The sequence below is a fragment of the Bradyrhizobium sp. WYCCWR 13022 genome (assembly GCF_030435535.1).
Taxonomy (GTDB): Bacteria; Pseudomonadota; Alphaproteobacteria; order Rhizobiales; family Xanthobacteraceae; genus Bradyrhizobium.
In genome coordinates, this window is sequence record NZ_JAUIZJ010000023.1 from 140,644 (window position 1) to 157,215 (window position 16,572).

At 65.0% G+C, this 16,572-nt stretch carries 16 protein-coding genes; 5 read left to right on the plus strand and 11 right to left on the minus strand.

Annotation, left to right across the window (positions count from 1 at the left end):
- Window positions 1-33 precede the first annotated feature (33 nt).
- The 4 genes from QY049_RS27645 to QY049_RS27660 all read right to left on the minus strand — a co-directional run bounded on the left by QY049_RS27645 (window position 34) and on the right by QY049_RS27660 (window position 4,724).
- The gene (locus QY049_RS27645) at window positions 34-303 is read right to left on the minus strand and encodes a hypothetical protein (protein WP_194479409.1); all 270 of its coding nucleotides are present in this window, start codon (window positions 301-303) and stop codon (window positions 34-36) included.
- A 64-nt stretch (window positions 304-367) separates the two neighbouring features.
- Window positions 368-2,278 (minus strand): propionyl-CoA synthetase, encoded by a 1,911-nt coding sequence (locus QY049_RS27650; protein ID WP_194479408.1) that lies wholly within the window; start codon window positions 2,276-2,278, stop codon window positions 368-370.
- 177 nt (window positions 2,279-2,455) lie between these two features.
- Window positions 2,456-3,841: a tetratricopeptide repeat protein gene (locus QY049_RS27655; protein ID WP_258765023.1), complete on the minus strand. Its 1,386-nt coding sequence runs from the start codon at window positions 3,839-3,841 to the stop codon at window positions 2,456-2,458.
- Between the two features lie 118 nt (window positions 3,842-3,959).
- Complete coding sequence (locus tag QY049_RS27660; protein WP_301270221.1) at window positions 3,960-4,724, minus strand: tetratricopeptide repeat protein; 765 nt, start codon at window positions 4,722-4,724, stop codon at window positions 3,960-3,962.
- A 70-nt stretch (window positions 4,725-4,794) separates the two neighbouring features.
- Between QY049_RS27660 and QY049_RS27665 the strand changes: the two genes are divergently transcribed.
- Both QY049_RS27665 and QY049_RS27670 read left to right on the plus strand, forming a co-directional pair.
- Complete coding sequence (locus QY049_RS27665; protein ID WP_258765021.1) at window positions 4,795-6,372, plus strand: sodium:proton antiporter; 1,578 nt, start codon at window positions 4,795-4,797, stop codon at window positions 6,370-6,372.
- Between the two features lie 82 nt (window positions 6,373-6,454).
- A complete protein-coding gene (locus QY049_RS27670; RefSeq protein ID WP_258765020.1) occupies window positions 6,455-7,225 on the plus strand; it encodes a hypothetical protein in 771 nt (256 codons plus the stop codon).
- A gap of 176 nt (window positions 7,226-7,401) precedes the next feature.
- Here the strand turns inward: QY049_RS27670 and QY049_RS27675 are convergent, their stop codons facing one another.
- From QY049_RS27675 to QY049_RS27695, 5 genes are all read right to left on the minus strand, one after another.
- Entirely contained in the window at window positions 7,402-8,208 is an 807-nt protein-coding gene (locus tag QY049_RS27675; protein ID WP_258765019.1) for an SDR family NAD(P)-dependent oxidoreductase, read from the minus strand.
- 12 nt (window positions 8,209-8,220) lie between these two features.
- Window positions 8,221-8,640, minus strand: a complete 420-nt coding sequence (locus QY049_RS27680; protein ID WP_194479402.1) for a DUF1850 domain-containing protein — start codon at window positions 8,638-8,640, stop codon at window positions 8,221-8,223.
- Window positions 8,601-10,712 carry a TRAP transporter permease gene (locus QY049_RS27685; RefSeq protein ID WP_258765018.1) on the minus strand — a complete coding sequence of 704 codons (2,112 nt, stop codon included), beginning with the start codon at window positions 10,710-10,712 and terminating at the stop codon, window positions 8,601-8,603. The genes QY049_RS27680 and QY049_RS27685 overlap by 40 nt, the downstream gene beginning before the upstream one ends.
- 112 nt (window positions 10,713-10,824) lie before the next feature.
- On the minus strand, window positions 10,825-11,772 hold the full coding sequence (locus tag QY049_RS27690) for a TAXI family TRAP transporter solute-binding subunit (protein WP_194479400.1): 948 nt from the start codon (window positions 11,770-11,772) through the stop codon (window positions 10,825-10,827).
- A gap of 184 nt (window positions 11,773-11,956) precedes the next feature.
- Window positions 11,957-12,436 (minus strand): hypothetical protein, encoded by a 480-nt coding sequence (locus QY049_RS27695; RefSeq protein WP_194479399.1) that lies wholly within the window; start codon window positions 12,434-12,436, stop codon window positions 11,957-11,959.
- 195 nt (window positions 12,437-12,631) lie between these two features.
- On the opposite strand from QY049_RS27695, the gene QY049_RS27700 reads away from it, so the two are divergent.
- A complete protein-coding gene (locus QY049_RS27700) occupies window positions 12,632-12,934 on the plus strand; it encodes a hypothetical protein (RefSeq protein ID WP_194482589.1) in 303 nt (100 codons plus the stop codon).
- Window positions 12,935-13,007: 73 nt separating this feature from the next.
- On the opposite strand, the gene QY049_RS27705 is transcribed toward QY049_RS27700, so the two are convergent.
- Together QY049_RS27705 and QY049_RS27710 are read right to left on the minus strand one after the other, a co-directional pair.
- Complete coding sequence (locus tag QY049_RS27705; RefSeq protein WP_258765017.1) at window positions 13,008-14,225, minus strand: hypothetical protein; 1,218 nt, start codon at window positions 14,223-14,225, stop codon at window positions 13,008-13,010.
- Between the two features lie 53 nt (window positions 14,226-14,278).
- Entirely contained in the window at window positions 14,279-14,905 is a 627-nt protein-coding gene (locus QY049_RS27710; RefSeq protein ID WP_194479397.1) for a CoA pyrophosphatase, read from the minus strand.
- Window positions 14,906-14,976: 71 nt separating this feature from the next.
- Between QY049_RS27710 and QY049_RS27715 the strand changes: the two genes are divergently transcribed.
- Complete coding sequence (locus tag QY049_RS27715; protein ID WP_194479396.1) at window positions 14,977-15,402, plus strand: PaaI family thioesterase; 426 nt, start codon at window positions 14,977-14,979, stop codon at window positions 15,400-15,402.
- A 153-nt stretch (window positions 15,403-15,555) separates the two neighbouring features.
- The gene (locus QY049_RS27720) at window positions 15,556-16,566 is read left to right on the plus strand and encodes an aldo/keto reductase (RefSeq protein WP_258765016.1); all 1,011 of its coding nucleotides are present in this window, start codon (window positions 15,556-15,558) and stop codon (window positions 16,564-16,566) included.
- The last annotated feature ends 6 nt before the right edge of the window (window positions 16,567-16,572 follow it).

Sequence of the window (16,572 nt, forward strand, 5' to 3'; positions counted from 1 at the left end):
AGCTCTATCTCGTCATTGCGCAAGAAGCGTCGCTTACGGACGCTCTGGATGGTTCAGCATGTATTCGCCGAGATCGCGCTGACGGCGATCGGCGCGGGAAATCGCCGCATTGCGCTGGACGTCACGATCCTTGCGGCAGGCCACATATTCGGGCGAGCCGACCGCGAGGCCGCGGCTCTGGCACACCGCATCATCGTCGTCGCCGCCCATGGCCGTCGGCGTCTGGTAACGCGCCGAGCACGCGGAAAGAGCGATGGCGAGCCCCACGGCAATAAGCAGCCGCGGCGCGGTGGCGAGTGACATGAGTGGTCCCCTGTTGGCCGGCCCTGTTTAGCGCGGAATGAGGAGATTGTAAGGTCCCCGCACCTCACACCCTCCCCTTCAGCGCATCCCCGATCTCGTCTAACACCTTGGGGTCCTCGATCGTGGCCGGCATGGTCCAGGCCTCGCCGTCCGCGATCTTCTTGATGGTGCCGCGCAGGATCTTGCCCGAGCGCGTCTTCGGCAGGCGGCCGACGGTGATGGCGAGCTTGAACGCGGCGACCGGGCCGAGCTTGTCGCGCACCAGCGCGATGATCTCCTTCTCGATCTCGGCAGGCGCACGCTTCACGCCGGCTTTCAGCACCAGGAATCCGCAGGGTACCTCACCCTTGATCGCATCCTTGACACCGAGCACGGCGCATTCGGCGACGTCGGGATGCGAAGCCAGGATCTCCTCCATGCCGCCGGTGGAGAGCCTGTGGCCGGCCACATTGATGATGTCGTCGGTGCGGCCCATGACGAAGACATAACCGTCTTCGTCCTTGTAGCCGGCATCCGACGTTTTGTAGTAGCCGGGGAATTCGCTGAGATAGGCCTCCTTGAAGCGAGCGTCCTGGTTCCATAGCGTCGGCAGACAGCCCGGCGGCATCGGCAGCTTGATCACGATCGAGCCCATGGTGTTGGGACCAACAGGCTTGGCCGCTTCGTCGACGACGTCGACCTGGTAGCCCGGCATCGGCACCGTCGGCGAGCCGTGCTTCACCGGCAACTGACCGAGGCCGACCGGATTGCCGGCGATGCACCAGCCGGTCTCGGTCTGCCACCAATGGTCGATCACAGGCACCTTCAGCTGCTGCTCCGCCCATTCCACCGTCGGTGGATCGGCGCGCTCGCCGGCGAGGAACAGCGTGCGGAACTTCGACAGGTCATATTGCCGGATGAACTTGCCTTCCGGATCCTCTTTGCGGATGGCGCGGAACGCGGTCGGCGCGGTGAACAAGGCGACCGCCTTGTGCTCGCTGATGACGCGCCAGAACGCGCCGGCATCGGGCGTACCCACCGGCTTGCCCTCATACATGATCGAGGTCGCGCCATGCAGCAGCGGGCCATAGACAATGTAGCTGTGGCCGACCACCCAGCCGATATCGGAGCCGCACCACCAGACCTCGCCCGGCTTGACGCCATAGAGGTTGAACATCGACCATTTCACGGCGACGAGATGCCCGCCATTGTCGCGTACGACGCCCTTGGGAATGCCTGTCGTGCCCGACGTGTAGAGAATGTAGAGCGGGTCGGTGGCGGCGACCGGCGCGCAAGGCGCCTTCTTGCCTTCGTTCATCGCCTTGCGGCGCAGGCTCGCCCAGTCATAGTCGCGCTTCGGCGTGAGATCGCAAGTCAGCTGCGGACGCTGCAGCACGATGCAGGCCTTCGGCTTCGCGGATGCCAGCTTGATCGCCTCGTCGAGCAGCGGCTTGTACTGCACGATGCGGCCGGGCTCGATGCCGCAGCTTGCCGAAAGAATGAGTTTCGGCTGTGCATCGTCGATGCGGGTCGCAAGCTCCTTCGCGGCAAAGCCGCCAAACACCACGGAGTGCACCGCGCCGATGCGCGCGCAGGCCAGCATCGCGACCACGGCCTCCGGCACCATCGGCATGTAGAGGATGACGCGGTCGCCCTTGGCGACACCAAAATCCTGCATGATGGCGGCGAGCGCCTGCACCTCGGCCAGCATCTCGGCATAGGTGAATTTGGTGACGGAGTTCGTCAGCGGCGAATCATGGATCAGCGCGACCTGGTCGGCGCGGCCGCGTTCGACGTGACGATCGAGCGCGTTGTAGCAGGTGTTGACGACCCCGCCGGCGAACCAGCGGCCGTAGACGCCCTGCGTGGCGTCGAAGATCTTTTTCGGCGGCTCGATCCAGTCGATTTCTTTGGCCGCCTCGGCCCAGAAGCCTTCAGGATCGGCCAGCGAGCGCGCATGGACCTCGTGATATCTGCTCTTTCCCTGGACGTTCATTCCCGCGCTCCCGTTCCCTCTATTGGCCTGACCTTGACCTGACGGCAGGACGTCAGTCCCGCCATGACAGGGATCAAGTGCCGGCCTTGTTTGAGGGGTATTTTCCCGGGAACGGGCCGCGGTTCAAGCTCTATCCTTCTCCCTCTCCCCGTTCTTGCGGGAGAGGGAGAGGCGAGCCTACCCTTCCATCGCGTTCAACCGCTGCAGCCGGTCCTGCATGACCTTCTTCAGATCGTAGCCGGGGCGGCGGAAGCTGGCGTCGCGGGTGGCGAGGAAATCGCGCTGGGATCTGCGCAGATCGGCGGCCGCGCGCCGGTTCATCGATTTCAGCACGCGCTCATAGGCCTCGGCGAGCTGGCGATCGAGCGCGCCCAGTTGCGGATCGGCACAGATCACCTTCTCCACCTCGCGCTTGGCATGGGCGCAATCGAACGACGGACCGTTGCCGGAATTTGCGGCCAGCGGTTGTGGAGGCGCGGCGCCGAACTTCGCGATCTCCGCGATCATGGTGCGGCGGCCGTCCGCAGCGTTGGTATTGCCGGGATCGAGCCGCAGCGCGGTCTCGTAGTCGGCGAGGGCCTTCTTGCGGTCGCCCATCTTGGAATAGAGCACGGCGCGGTTGTTGTAGGTCTTCGCGAAGTCAGGATCGAGCTTCAGCGCGGCCTCGTAATCGCCGAGCGCTGCGCCGAACTCGCCCTTGAACTGGTAGGAATCGCCACGGTTGGTGAAGAAGTTCGGTTTCGGCGCCAGCCGCAGCGCCTGGTCGTAATCGGCGATCGCCTTGTCGTAGTCCTTCATCGCGGCATAGGAGAGCCCGCGATTGTCGTAATACTCAGGCACCTTCGGATCGAGCCTGATCGCCTCGCTGTCGTCGGCGATCGACTTGTCGAGCTGGCCGAGCTTCTTGTAGGCGGCACCGCGGTTGGTGTAGCTGCGCGCCCGGTTCGGATCGAGCCGAAGGGCCTCGCTGAGATCGGCGACCGCCTTGTCGTTGTCGCCGTTGAGGTAATAGGTCGCGCCGCGGTCGGACCAGGCCTGCGCATAATCCGGCCTCAGCTTGATCGCCTGGTCATAGTCGGCGATCGCGCGGTCGAGCCGGCGCTGATTGGTGTAGGCGACGCCGCGCAGCTCATAGGCTTCGGCGTCCTGCGGGTCGAGCTCGATCGCCTTGCCGAGATCGGACGTGGCGCGGTTGAGATCACCGCCCGCCTCGCGCAACAGGTCGCCGCGCAGGCGCCAGGCCCGGGCGTTCCTGCCGTCGAACGCGATGGCGCGGTCGATGTCCCGCAGTGCCTGCGTGAGGCCGCCCGATGTCCGCGCATTGGCATCGGCCCGCACCAGCAGCGCCGCGACGCGGTCGGAAATCGGGTTCGAGGTCTGGTCGATGATGGCGCTGCACGCCGAGAGGATTTCGGCTGGTGCGGCCTTGCTGCCCATGACGCAATCGGCGGCGGCAGATGCCGGGACGGCGAAGGCAATACTGATCGCGGCGCCGAGGAGGAAGGTGTGCAGCCGGCCATTTGTGATCGGGAACACTTGCGCGGAAGAACGCGAGCCGCACATGGCGACAACTCCGTGACATCAGGTTTTCCCGTTGTCGCGGCGGGGGGAGAATGGGTTCAAATTGGGGCTACCCACGCCGGCATGGCCGGGCATGACGACCTCTTTTGAGGTTAGAACCTCAATACCCGTCCACCCCGTTCAGCCGCTGCAGTCGCTCCTGCATCGCCTTCTTCAAATCATACCCCGGTCGGCCGAAGCCGGCGTTCCGGCGGGCGATGAAGTCGTCCTGCTCGCGCTGGAACTTCTTCGCCTCGCCCTCGCTGCCGGCCTCGCGGATCACGCGCGCATTGGCGGCATAGACCTCACGATCGAGGTCGGCGAGCTCGCGGTTTCCACAGATCGCCTTCTCGACGGGGCGGCGCGCACCGGCGCAATTGAAGCTGGGCTTGCCGGCGACCGCCATCTGCGCGCCGATCCGCTCGAGCTCGCGCGCCATCGCCCTGTGATTGGCCCTGGCCTTTTCGTGGTTCGGATCGATCCGCAACGCCGCACCGAAATCCTGCACGGCCTTGGGCTTGTCGCCGTTCTTCAGCCAGAGTTCGCCACGCGCGTTGAACACGTCGGCCAGCGAGGGATCGAGCAGCAACGCGCGGCTGTCGTCGGCGATGGCGCGGTCGATCTGGTCGTGCCGCGCCAGCAGCGCGCCACGCGCGACCAGCGCCTTGATCAGATCGCGCTTTGCGGTCTTCTCGCTGTCGATGACGGCGGCGCAGGCCGGGCCCGCCTTGTCCATGTCGTCGGCAGCCGTTGCGGCGAGGCATGCAGCGACGTCGACCTGCACTGTCGCCACCGGCTCGCCCCCTGTCGCGGCCTGGGCCGGGCCGGACAAGAGCGCTGCGAGCACCACGGCTCCTGACGTCCGAATGGGTTTCTGAAAACGCATGCTCGTTGCAGTCGGAAGGTCTTGCTTTCTGGCTACACTATCCATCATACGGCCGGATTGGTGCTAGCCTGTGGCGCCGCTCACATCGGTTTCGGGGATCGTCTTGTCGACATTCGAATGGATCATCGTGCTCCTGCTCGGCGCCGTTGCCTTATCGGCGCTGGCACGGCGGATCAAGGTCCCCTACCCGACCTTTCTCGCCATCGGCGGCGCTCTGATTGCGTTCGTGCCCCACAGCCCGACATGGACGCTCGAACCCGATCTGGCATTGGCGCTTTTTGTCGCACCGGTTCTGCTGGACGCCGCCTTCGACACATCCTTGCGCGACCTGCGCAACAACTGGGTTCCGGTCTCGACCCTGGTCGTGGCCGCGGTGGGCCTTACCACGATCGGCGTCGCCTATGTGGCACATCGGCTGATGCCTGACATGCCCTGGGCCGCCGCGGTCGCGCTCGGCGCCATCGTGGCGCCGCCGGATGCCGCGGCCGCAGTCGCGATCCTGAGCCAGGTCAAGCTGCCCCACCGCATGGTGAAGGTGCTGGAAGGTGAAAGCCTGCTCAACGACGCCAGCGCGCTGCTGATCTATCGGATCGCGGTCGGCGCCGTCGTCATGGAGCACCTGAAATGGAGCGAGGTCGCGCCGACAATCGCGCTCGGCCTGGTCGGCAGCGTGCTGGCCGGCCTTGCTGCGGGCCGCATCATCCCGCCGATCATGGAGCGGATCACGGAGGTGCCGAGCGCGATCATCGTGCAATTCGCCACCACCTTCATGATCTGGATCGGCGCCGAGCATCTCGGCCTCTCCGGCATCCTCACCATCGTCGTCTATGCCATCACCATCGCGCAGACGGCACCGGCCCGCATGCCGGCACGGCTGCGGGTGCCGTCCTACGCGGTTTGGGAAACGACGGTGTTCGTCCTCAACGTGCTCGCCTTCATGCTGATCGGCATGCAGATGCGGCCGATCTGGACCAAGCTGGACGCGGACGTGCGCTGGGAATATTGCGTGGCCGCGGCGTGGATCCTGACGACCGTCATTCTCGTCAGGCTGCTCTGGATCACGTTCTACCGCACCACGCTCCGCGTGCTGATCGCACGCGGGATCTATCACCCGAAGGATCCCAAGCAGGTTGCCTCGCCCAAGGGCGGCCTCATCATCTCCTGGTGCGGCATGCGCGGCCTGGTCACGCTCGCCACCGCCTTCGCGTTGCCGGAGAATTTTCCCTATCGCGACTTCATCGTGTTCATCGCCTTCGCGGTGGTGCTGGGATCGCTGATCATCCAGGGCTTGACGCTGCGGCCGCTGATTCTGGCCTTCGGCCTCAAGGACGACGATCCCGTCGGCATCGAGGTCGCGCGCGCCCGCGCCATCGCCTATCGCGCCGCGCTCGATGCGATCGAGGACGATCCGTCGGAGGAGGCCGAGATCCTGCGGCTCGAATACCGCGCCATCCTGATGCAGGCGGACGACGATCCACACGGCGGCATCGCCAACGGCGAACTCCCCGCCGATCCCCTGCGCCGCCGCGCCATCGAGGCCGCGCGCAAGTCGATCTTCGACCTCCGCACCACCGAAGTCATCGGCGACGACGCGTTTCACCGGTTGGAGGAGGAGTTGGATCGGGCGGAATTGAGCGCGGGGGGATGAACCCGGCGCGGGAAGGGGCCGTATCTGGGAGATGACAGACTCATCGATCGAACCAAACTGCCCCTCCCCGGACTCATTCCAGATGACGACCTTGATCGACGACCGTCGTGTGCGCGCGCGTGATGCGTCGCCCGCACGATATTTTTACCTCCACATGGCGCTGGCCTGCGCAGCCACCGCCTTCCTCGGCTTCGCGCCGACCTATTGGGTGCCGCTCGTCCACCGGACATTTTCCGCGAGCCCGGTGATTCATTTTCACGGACTCTTGTTCTTCACCTGGACACTTTATTTTGTGCTCCAGACCTGGCTGGCGGCGTCGGGCCGCGTGGTCAATCACCGTTCGCTCGGAATTGCCGGCGTCTCGCTTGCGACCGCGATGACGATCTTCGGCTTCCTCGCCTCCGTGCATGTGATGCAGCATTCCGCTGCGCTTGGGCAGAAGGACGCCGGCATCTCCTTCTCGATCGTGCCGATGAGCGGGATCGCGTTCTTCGCAGTGATATTCGTGCTCGCCATCATGAATACGCGCAGGCCCGAGATCCACAAGCGCTTGATGCTCCTCGCCGCAGTCTCGATCCTCGACGCCGCAATCGCGCGCTGGTTTCTGACCTTCCTCGCACCTCCCGGGCCGCCGGGTCCGCCGCCAGTGCCGGTGACGATCGCCCCGGCGGTGGTCGCCTCGCTGCTGCTCGTCGTCGCCATGGTGCGAGACTGGCGCGTCGAGGGCCGTGTGCATCCGGTCTACATCACCGGCACGCTCGCGCTGCTGGCCGTGAAGGTGCTGAACTGGCCGATCAGCGAGACGGCGGCGTGGCACGCCTTCGCCGGAGGGATTTTGGCGCTGGCGCAGTAAGTCCTGTAGCCGCAGCATCAATGTAGCGCCGTCACCCTGAAGTGGCCGCTTCTTCAGCGGCCCTCGAAGGGCGACGGCCCGGCTGCAGCGGGGCCGTTCATCCTTCGAGGCTCCCGGCGCGATGCCTTGCATCGCGCCACTCGCGCCTCAGGATGACGGGGCTAGCTGAAGCCAGATCAGGCCCCCGCCTTGCACGTGATCCCGCCGTCCACCACGAGCTCGATCCCCGTCACATATCTCGACTCGTCCGAGGCCAGGAACAGCGCGGCGTTGGCGACGTCGAACGCGTCGCCCATATGGCCCATCGGCACCTGCGCATCGCGGGCTCGCCACATCGCCTCGACATCGCCCTTGGCGTAGCTGTTGGCGAGGCCGGCGGAATGCTCCACCATCGGCGTCTTCATCAGGCCCGGCAGGATCGCATTCACCCGGACATGGTGCTTCGCGAACTCGATTGCCGTGGTGCGGGTCATCTGGTTCATGGCGGCCTTCGAGGTGCCGTAGGTGACGTAGGAGATGCCCATGTGGCGGATCGAGGCGATCGAGGAAATATTGATGATCGAGCCGCCACCCTGCTTCACCATCACGGGGATCACGTGCTTCATGGCGAAATAGGCGCTCTTGAGGTTGACGCTGAAGACGCGGTCCCAGCTCTCTTCGGTCACCTCGACGACGCTGCCCATCTCGGCGATGCCGACATTGTTGTCGAGCACGTCGATGCGGCCATAGGCCTTGAGGCACGCCGCGACCATCGCCTCGATCTCGGCAGGCCGCGAGACGTCGGCGGTGAATGCGGTTGCCTTGCCGCCCTCGCCGGTGATGATCCTGGCAGTCTCTTCCGCGGCTGCGCCGTTGCGGTCGACGCAAAACACCTGCGCGCCCTCGCGCGCAAAGGTCGCCGCGGTCGCCTTGCCGTTGCCCCAGCCGGGGCCGATCGACCCGGCGCCCACCACCATCGCAACCTTGCCCTTGAGCCGGTCCATCGCATCTCTCCCTTATTTCTGCTGTTCGTCGCAGATGCTCATCTTGGTGACGTTAGCACCGATGGGATGGCCGACAATCTCCGAAAGCGTCCGGCACGTCCCGTCATGGCATAGCCGCCATTCGCCGGCGGCGCCGGAATTGCCGAGCACGACCTCCGGCATCGGAGCGCGCTTCGGCTGCCATTGAAACCAGCCGTCGACGAGCCGCGCCTCGGGCGGCGGCTCCATGCCGGGGCCGGTGCCCTTGACGCGGGCCTGCACGAGTTCGAGACCCGCGGGCGTCACGCGCCAGTCCTCCTGCCAGTCGACCTTCGCGATCGAATGCGTCCAGACAAGTGTGAACGCGGACAGCGCCAGCGCCTTCACGCCGCCGGCCGTTGCGAAGCAGAGGCTCACACCGCCTCGACGACGGCAGGCGGACGCTGCCGCCATTGCCACAGCACGAGTGCCGCCGAGAGCACGAAGCCCGCGGTGTCGCTGAACGGGAAGTCGCCGAGCAGGCACAGCGCGGCGCCCAGCGCCACCACGCGCTCGAGCAGCGACAGCCGCGTGAACAGGAAGCCGATCGCGACCATGCCGAACAGCGCGATCGCCACCAGCGCCTTGAAGCTCGCCAGCGCAACCGCGCCGTAGAAACCGAGCCTGGCCGCCATGGGATCGCCGGCCTGCAGCATCAAGGCCGGCGAATAGACGAAGATGAAGGGGATGACGTAGCCGGCAAGCGCAATGCGCATCGCCTCCCAGCCGATCTTGTCCGGGTTCTCCTTCGCGATCGGCGCGGCCGCAAGAGCTGCGAGCGCGACCGGCGGCGAGAGGTCGGCCATGATGCCGTAGTAGAACGCGAACATGTGGCTCGCGATCAGCGGCACGCCGAGTTTCGCCAGCGCCGGCGCGGCAAGCGCTGCGGTGATGATGTAGGTCGGGATGGTCGGGATGCCGGTGCCGAGCAGGATCGACAGCAGCATGGTCATGATCAGTGCCAGGAACAGGCTCTTCTCGCCGAGACCGATCACCCAGCTGCCGAAGATGGTGCCGACGCCGGTCTGCGACATCATGCCGATGATGACACCGACGATGGCGCAGGCCATGCCGACGGTGATGGCGGATTTTGCGCTTTCAGCAAGCGAATCACGGCATGAGCGCAGTGCCGCAACACCACCACGGACGAAGGCCGTGACGAGGACCAGAGCGATCACGACGCAGCCGACCGGCACGATCTTCAGCCCGTCATGCGAGAGCGCGGCAACGACCAGCGCGAGCCCGATCCAGAAGATGTAGCGGATCAGCATCGAGGACGCGCCGGCCGTGATGCTCGCGCCCAGGATCAGCGTCACCGTCAGCGCGAGACCCATGCTGCCGGCATAGAGCGGCGTGAAGCCCTCGAACAGCATGTAGACAAGGGCTGCGAGCGGCAACACCAAGTACCAGCCCTTTACCAGCGCCTTCCAGGCGCTCGGCGTTTCCGAACGCTTCATACCGTGCAGGCCGTGCTTGCCGGCTTCCAGGTGCACCATCCAGAAAGCGGAGGCGAAATAGAGCACTGCGGGGATCGCGGCCGCTTTCACGATCTCCGAGTACTGAACGCCGAGCGTCTCCGCCATGATGAACGCGACCGCGCCCATCACCGGCGGCATGATCTGGCCGCCCATCGAGGCCGTCGCCTCGACGCCGGCGGCAAAGGCGCGGCGGTAGCCGAACCTGATCATCAAGGGGATCGTGAACTGGCCGACGGTAACGACGTTGGCGACGCCGGAGCCCGAGATCGTACCCATCATGCCCGAGGCGAACACCGCGACCTTGGCAGGTCCACCGCGGGTCCGGCCGAACAGCCCGAGCGAAACGTCGGTGAAGAGCTGGATCATGCCGGCGCGCTCCAGGAACGAACCGAACAGGATGAACAGGAAGATGTAGGTCGCCGAGACGTAGATCGGCACGCCGTAGAAGCCTTCGGTGCCGTAGGACAGATGCGTGACGATCTGGTCGAAGTCATAGCCGCGATGGTTCAGCGGCGACGGCAGGTACTGTCCGAAGAACCAATAGACGAGACACGCACCGCACATCAGCGGCAGCGCCGCACCCATCAGGCGCCGCGTGCCCTCGAAGATCAGCACTGCGAGCAGCGTGCCGACAGCGAGGTCGAGCCTGGTCGGATCGCCGTCACGCGCGATCAAATCGGCGTAGAAGATCCACTGATAGAGACCGCAGAAGAAACCGGCGCCGCCGATCGTCCAGCCGAGCGCACGGCCGAAATTGCTCTTCGCGGTGAAGTTGGCGATCAGGCCGAAGGTGAGCAGGACCAGGAAGCCGACGTGGACGCCACGCACCACCTGGCTCGGCAGATAGTTGAAGGCCGCGACATAGAGCTGGAAGGTCGCAAAGGCGATGCCGATCCAGTAGGCGAGCGCGCCCCACCAGCCCGGGCCAAAACCTTCCGGAAAACCGTGCTCGAAATTGTCGAACTCGACCTTGATGGGCGCCGCGTCGGTACCCTCAGCCTGCAACATCGATCTGTCCCCGCGCCCTGAAATCGTCATGCCCGGGCTTGACCCGGGCATCCATCGAGAGATGACTGTTCGAGGATGGATGGCCGGGTCAAGCCCGGCCATGACACCTGTGTTACTTGATCAGCCCTTTTTCCTTGTAATAGCGGATCGCGCCGGGATGCAGCGGAACCGGGCTTCCGGTGGCCGCCGTCTCGAGCTTGATCTCCTTGCCCGCCGCGTGCGCGTTGGCGAGCTCGGGCAGCGACTCGTAGACCAGCTTCGTCATTTGATAGGCGAGGTCGTCCGACACTGCCGAGGAGGTCACGAGGTAGTTGACCACGGCCGCGGTCGGCACGTCCTTGTCCTGGCCGGTATAGGTGTTGGCCGGGATCACCGCCGAGATGAAGGGCGGGCCGATCTTGTCGACGGTCTCCTTCGGTACCGCAACCACCGTGATCGGGGCCGAGGTCGAGAGATCCTTGAGCGAAGCCACGCCGAGGCCCGCCGATTGCAGGGTCGCCGCGAGCTGGCGGTTCTTCATCAGGTCGACGGATTCGGCGAACGGCAGATATTCCACCTTGCCGAGATCCTTGTAGGTCATGCCGGCGGCGGCCAGGATCGCGCGCGAGTTCAGCTCAGTGCCCGACTTCGGCGCGCCGACCGACAGGCTCTTGCCCTTGAGGTCGGCGAGCGTCTTGATGCCGCTCTCGGCGGTCGCGACGATCTGGATGTAGTTCGGATAGATCGCGCCGATGGTGCGCAGCTTGTCCAGCTTGGTCTTGAAGCCGGCTTCCTCGTCACCATCCCAGGCGGCTTTCAGCGAGTCGCCCAGCGTGAACGCCAGCTCGCCGCGGCCCTGCTGGAGCAGGATGAGATTTTCGACCGACGCCTTGGTGGCCTGCACCTGCGTCTTCACGTTCGGAATCTTGTCGCCGTAGATCTTCCCGATCGCGACCCCGAGCGGATAGTAGACGCCGGAGGTGCCCCCGGTCAGTACGTTGATGAAGGATTGCGCCTGCGCGCAAGGTGCCGACGCCGCCAGAGCCAAAGCCGCGGCCACGCCAAAAATCGTCCGTTTCATGGTTGTTGTACTCCCCAAACCGGCGGCGAAATTGGCCGGATGAGGCGGACGGGTCAACCCATCCAAAAGGCAAAACAGGGCTGCGGAAGCGATTGTTTTGGCTGGGCTTTGAGGGAACCCGGTGGGTGCGGCGACGTGGCGCAGCCGGATCGTCGGCATCCGCCTCGCCGCCGCAGGCAGGCCGTCATTGGAAAGTCATGTCCACGCACTTGGAAATGTCGGAGCCGAGCCCGGAGGAGATGGTGATGCAGCCGCGAATCTTCTGCGCGGTCATGTCGGCCGCCCAGACCGAGTAACCGCCGGGGCCGAAGAACGAGTTGGTGTTCGGCGGCTCGGTCTCGGTTGCGTCGAAATCATAGTGGCCATCGGCCTCGAAGATGCGCGGCTTCTTGGTGCAGCCACCGTCCGTCTGGACGTTGATGACTTCCTTGTTGTCGCGGGTCAGCGCCAGCGAGACCTGGCAGCGGAAATATTCCGAGGTCTTGGTGTTGAAGAGATAGGTGTAGGACTTGCAGGTCGCCGTGTTGAGCTTGCCGGGGGCAAGACCGCGGCTGCACGAAATCCGCTGGTTGTGGCTGAGCTGGAAGTCATCGGCCCGGGCGGCCTGCGCCAGCGCCGTCAGCGACACCGCAGCGATTCCGCAGAATTTAATGACATGGCGCATTCGAATCATCCCCACCAATATCTTTGTCGTGTTGCGTTCTAGACTGAAAGCGGAACATAGTCGCGAGGGGACGAAGGGAAAATCACAAACTGCTGGGCAAGGTGTGATGCGCTGCGACGTCATCGCAAGTTGACCCGGATCTATCGTTCGTGATTTGTTCAAGCAAGGGCGCCCCGATGTTGGGGAGGATGGATGATGGCATTTTCAATCAAGACATTTGCAATCGTAGCTGCGCTCGGCGCACTCGCCGCTCCCGCCTGCGCGCAAAAAGCGGCAACGCCGTGGGAGCTCAGGCCGGACACCGGCTATGCCTATGACAAGGAAGGCAAGACCTTTTCCTACAAGATGGGCACCAGCAATGCCGGCGAACTCTTGAAGGGCGCCAAGAAGGTGCCCAAGGGCACGCTGTTCTTCATCGGCCAGAACGGCCAGCTCTACATGCGCAGCGGGCAATATCTGGAAGGCGACGGCAGGTTCAAGTTCGGGCCGGATCAGTAAACGCCACGAACACGGTGCGCGCTCCCTCACCCCGCTCTTGCGGGGAGAGGTGAGGAGGCAACCAGCCAGTACCCTAGAACGCCGCTGCCAGTTCCCTTGCGCCGGGCTTGCTGCTGTTCGAATCCATCCGCGCATCCGTCACGGCCAGCAGCTTCGCCACCGTGTTGTGGCGGATCGCGACCGGGTTGCGCTCGTAGCCGCCGCGCTGGAAGAAGTTCGAGGTCGGCACCTGCTCGCGCATCGCCTGCGGCATCGTCACCATGTCGAGGCCGGTGCCGTCGCCGGTGAGATTCATCATCTCGAGCTCGGCAGCAGTCAGCGGACGGGTATAGCCCTTGGCGCGGGCGAACAGCACCGAGGTCAGCAGCTTGTGGGTCTGCAGCATCGGGCCGATGTCGACGTCGAGCACCATTGCATGCATGGCCCAGCCCTGCGCGGTGTCGCCGATCTTCTCGTGCTCCGACCAGGAGTCCGGCACCGACTTCGCATGAGCCACCATCTTCTTCAGCACGGCAAGCTTGTGCTCGAGCGACTGCCGCGCCGGCCCTGAGGCGCGCGCCACTTTGTCTGACAGCGCGCGGATGAGCTCGCGGCCCTGCTCGGCCAGCAGTTCCACGCTGTTGGTGGTGAGCAGCTGGTTGTAGCCCATCGCGGTCGAGATCGCGCGCTTGCCGCCATGCTCGATGCCCGCCTGCACGTCGTAATTGCCGGTGCCGCCGGTCTCGAACGAATAGACCCGCACCGCCTGCTCGCGCGTGAGCCCGGAAGCGAGCGCGTAGCGCGCATAGGCGCGCTTGAACTCGACCTCGTTCGCGGGGCGCTGCGGCGTGAATTGATAGAGATCCCGCGCGGCACGCAGCAGATCGGAGGCGACCGGAAGCGGCTTGCGAGGCGGTCGCTCCGGCGTTTCCTCCGGCTCCGGATTCACCGGCCGCTTCGGCCCGGTGTAAACCGGCGGCTGGTCCAGCACGTAGTCGTCGAGCGTGATTTGTTGTCCGCTGCGCCGCTTGGCGTTGCGCCCTTTCCGCTTTTCAGTGACCTGGCCCCAATAGGCGCCGGCCTCTTGGTCAAAGGCGCCCCTGATAGCCTGATACTCGGCCAGCTTGCGGCGATATTCGAGCACCGCGGGCGATGCGCCCCCGCCTTGCGCAAAAAACTGCGACAACAGCTGGGCGTTGGCATTGCTGACGGCCGGCGGCAGCGTGTCGGACTCGCCGCCGCGCGCAGCGGGAACGAGCAGGACGAGCGCGAGTGGAACCAGCGCCAGATGTGTTCGAATCGAATGATGCATGCTGCCCTCTTAGCAGGCATCCGGTAACCGTCACGTTAACGCGCCGTTTACCATCATTTCCAGGCGAAAACGGGCTGTTCCAGGTCGGCGACGCGGGTCTGCCGCCCCGCCAGCAGCTCGCGGAACTGGTAGATCAGCGCCGCGGTCGGCGCGTGGATCAGGCTCATCTGGTGATGGAAGCGAATCACGCGACGGGCGCTTTCGGGGATGGCGGTGAAATCGAAGGCGTCGTCGCGTTCGATCGTGTCGAGCGCGATGCGATGGACGGAGGCGACTTCGTCCGGGTTCGGCACGATCGCATCACTGCTCGAGGCCCAGACCACGACCGGCGTGATCAGATAACCGGAGCGCGTCGGATAATCATCGAGCAGGCCGAGCACTGCATCGGCCGGAAGCTTGAGCGCAAGCTCTTCGTCGAGTTCGCGCAGCGCCGCCTCGACCGGCGTCTCGCCGGCATCGCAGCGTCCACCCGGCAGCGCCCACTGGCCGCGATGGGAGCGCAAACTCGATGCGCGTCTGGTCAGCAGAAACGCCGTGTCGTCGCCGTCATGGGATGCGGTCAGCGCCAGCACCACCGCGGCGCGCTTCAGTGCCGACGGCCCGGCTGCATCCGGCAGCCGCGCGAAGGACGCGCAGGCCTCTTCGATATTCCGTCTGGTGGCATCGCCGAAAGCTCTCATGATGCTTGACTACACCAGGACCGCGCTCGATGAAACGAGGAGAGACACGTGTTGCAAGGATGGACGGAGCGATGACCAGCAAGGCCACAGCGAAGCTCAAATCCGACGGCTGGACCATCCTGGAGACGACAGGCTTCATGCATCTGGTCGGCCCGTTGTGGGAGCGCAAGGTCGGCGGCCAGTACGAGTTCGCACTCGCGACCGAAGACAAGCACCACAACCGCCGCGGCATGGTTCAGGGCGGCGTGATGATGACCTTCGCGGACCGCACCTGCGGCATGACCGCCCGCTACGTCTCCGGCAAGGAGTACATGGCAACGGTGCAGCTCGACACTCATTTCGTCGAGGCCGGCAAGATCGGCGACATTCTGATCTCCCGCCCCCGCGTGGTGCGCTCGACCCGCAGCCTGATCTTCATGAGCACAGAGGTGACGGTCGACGACCGCTGCATCGTGATGGCGAACGGCGTATTCAAGATCTTGAAGGGGCCGGCGTAGGGTCTGCGGTCAGGCTCCCGCCGCTGCTCATCGCGCCCTCCCCCGTCGTCGCCCGGCTTGACCGGATGCATCTCCGCATTGCTCCGCTACGCTCGCAATGACCAGCGTAGCTGGCTATGGTGTCCCGCAACGGAAGCCTCGAGGAAACAGCCCATGCAATACCGCCAACTCGGCCGCAGCGGCCTGAAAGTCTCGCCGATTTGCCTGGGCACCATGATGTTCGGCGGGCCGACCGATGAGGCGGCATCAAGGCGCATCATCGCCAAGGCGCATGATGCCGGCATCAACTTCATCGACACAGCGGATGCTTATTCGAAGGGCGGCTCCGAGGAAGTCGTCGGTCGCGCCATCGGCAACATCAGGCACGCCTGGGTGCTCGCGACAAAGCTCGCCAATCCCATGGGGAATGATCCTAATCGCGTTGGGCTGTCGCGGCGCTGGGTGTTGCAGGCGGCGGAGGAGAGCCTGAAGCGGCTCGGCACCGACCACATCGACATCTACTATCTGCACAAGGAAGACCATGCGACGCCGCTGGAGGAGACGGTGCGCGCGATGGGCGACCTGATCCGATCAGGCAAGATTCGCTATTTCGGCGTGTCGAACTACCGCGCCTGGCGCGTCGCCGAAATCTGCAACATTTGCGACCGGCTCGGCATCGACCGTCCCGTGGTGAGCCAGCCCTACTACAACGCGATGAACCGCATGCCCGAGGTCGAGCATTTTCCGGCCTGCTCCTATTACGGCCTCGGCATCGTGCCCTACAGCCCGCTGGCGCGCGGGGTGCTCACCGGCAAGTACAAGCCCGACGCCGCTCCGGACAAGGAGACACGCGCGGGCCGCAACGACGTCAGGATGATGCAGACCGAGTGGCGACCGGAATCGCTCCAGCTCGCGCAGGAGATCAAGACCCACGCCGAGAAGAACGGCATCACCGCCGGGCAATTCGCGGTCGCCTGGGTGCTGAACTCCGCCTTCGTCTCGTCGATCGTCGCAGGCCCGCGCACCGAGGAGCAGTGGGACGGCTACATCAGCGCGCTCGACTACCGCTTCACCGCGGAAGACGAGGCGCTGATCGACCGGCTGGTCGTGCCGGGCCATCCCTCGACACCGGGCTACAACGATCCGGCCTATCCGATCGAAGGACGCCGCGCGCGGACGGCGTGAGAGCGG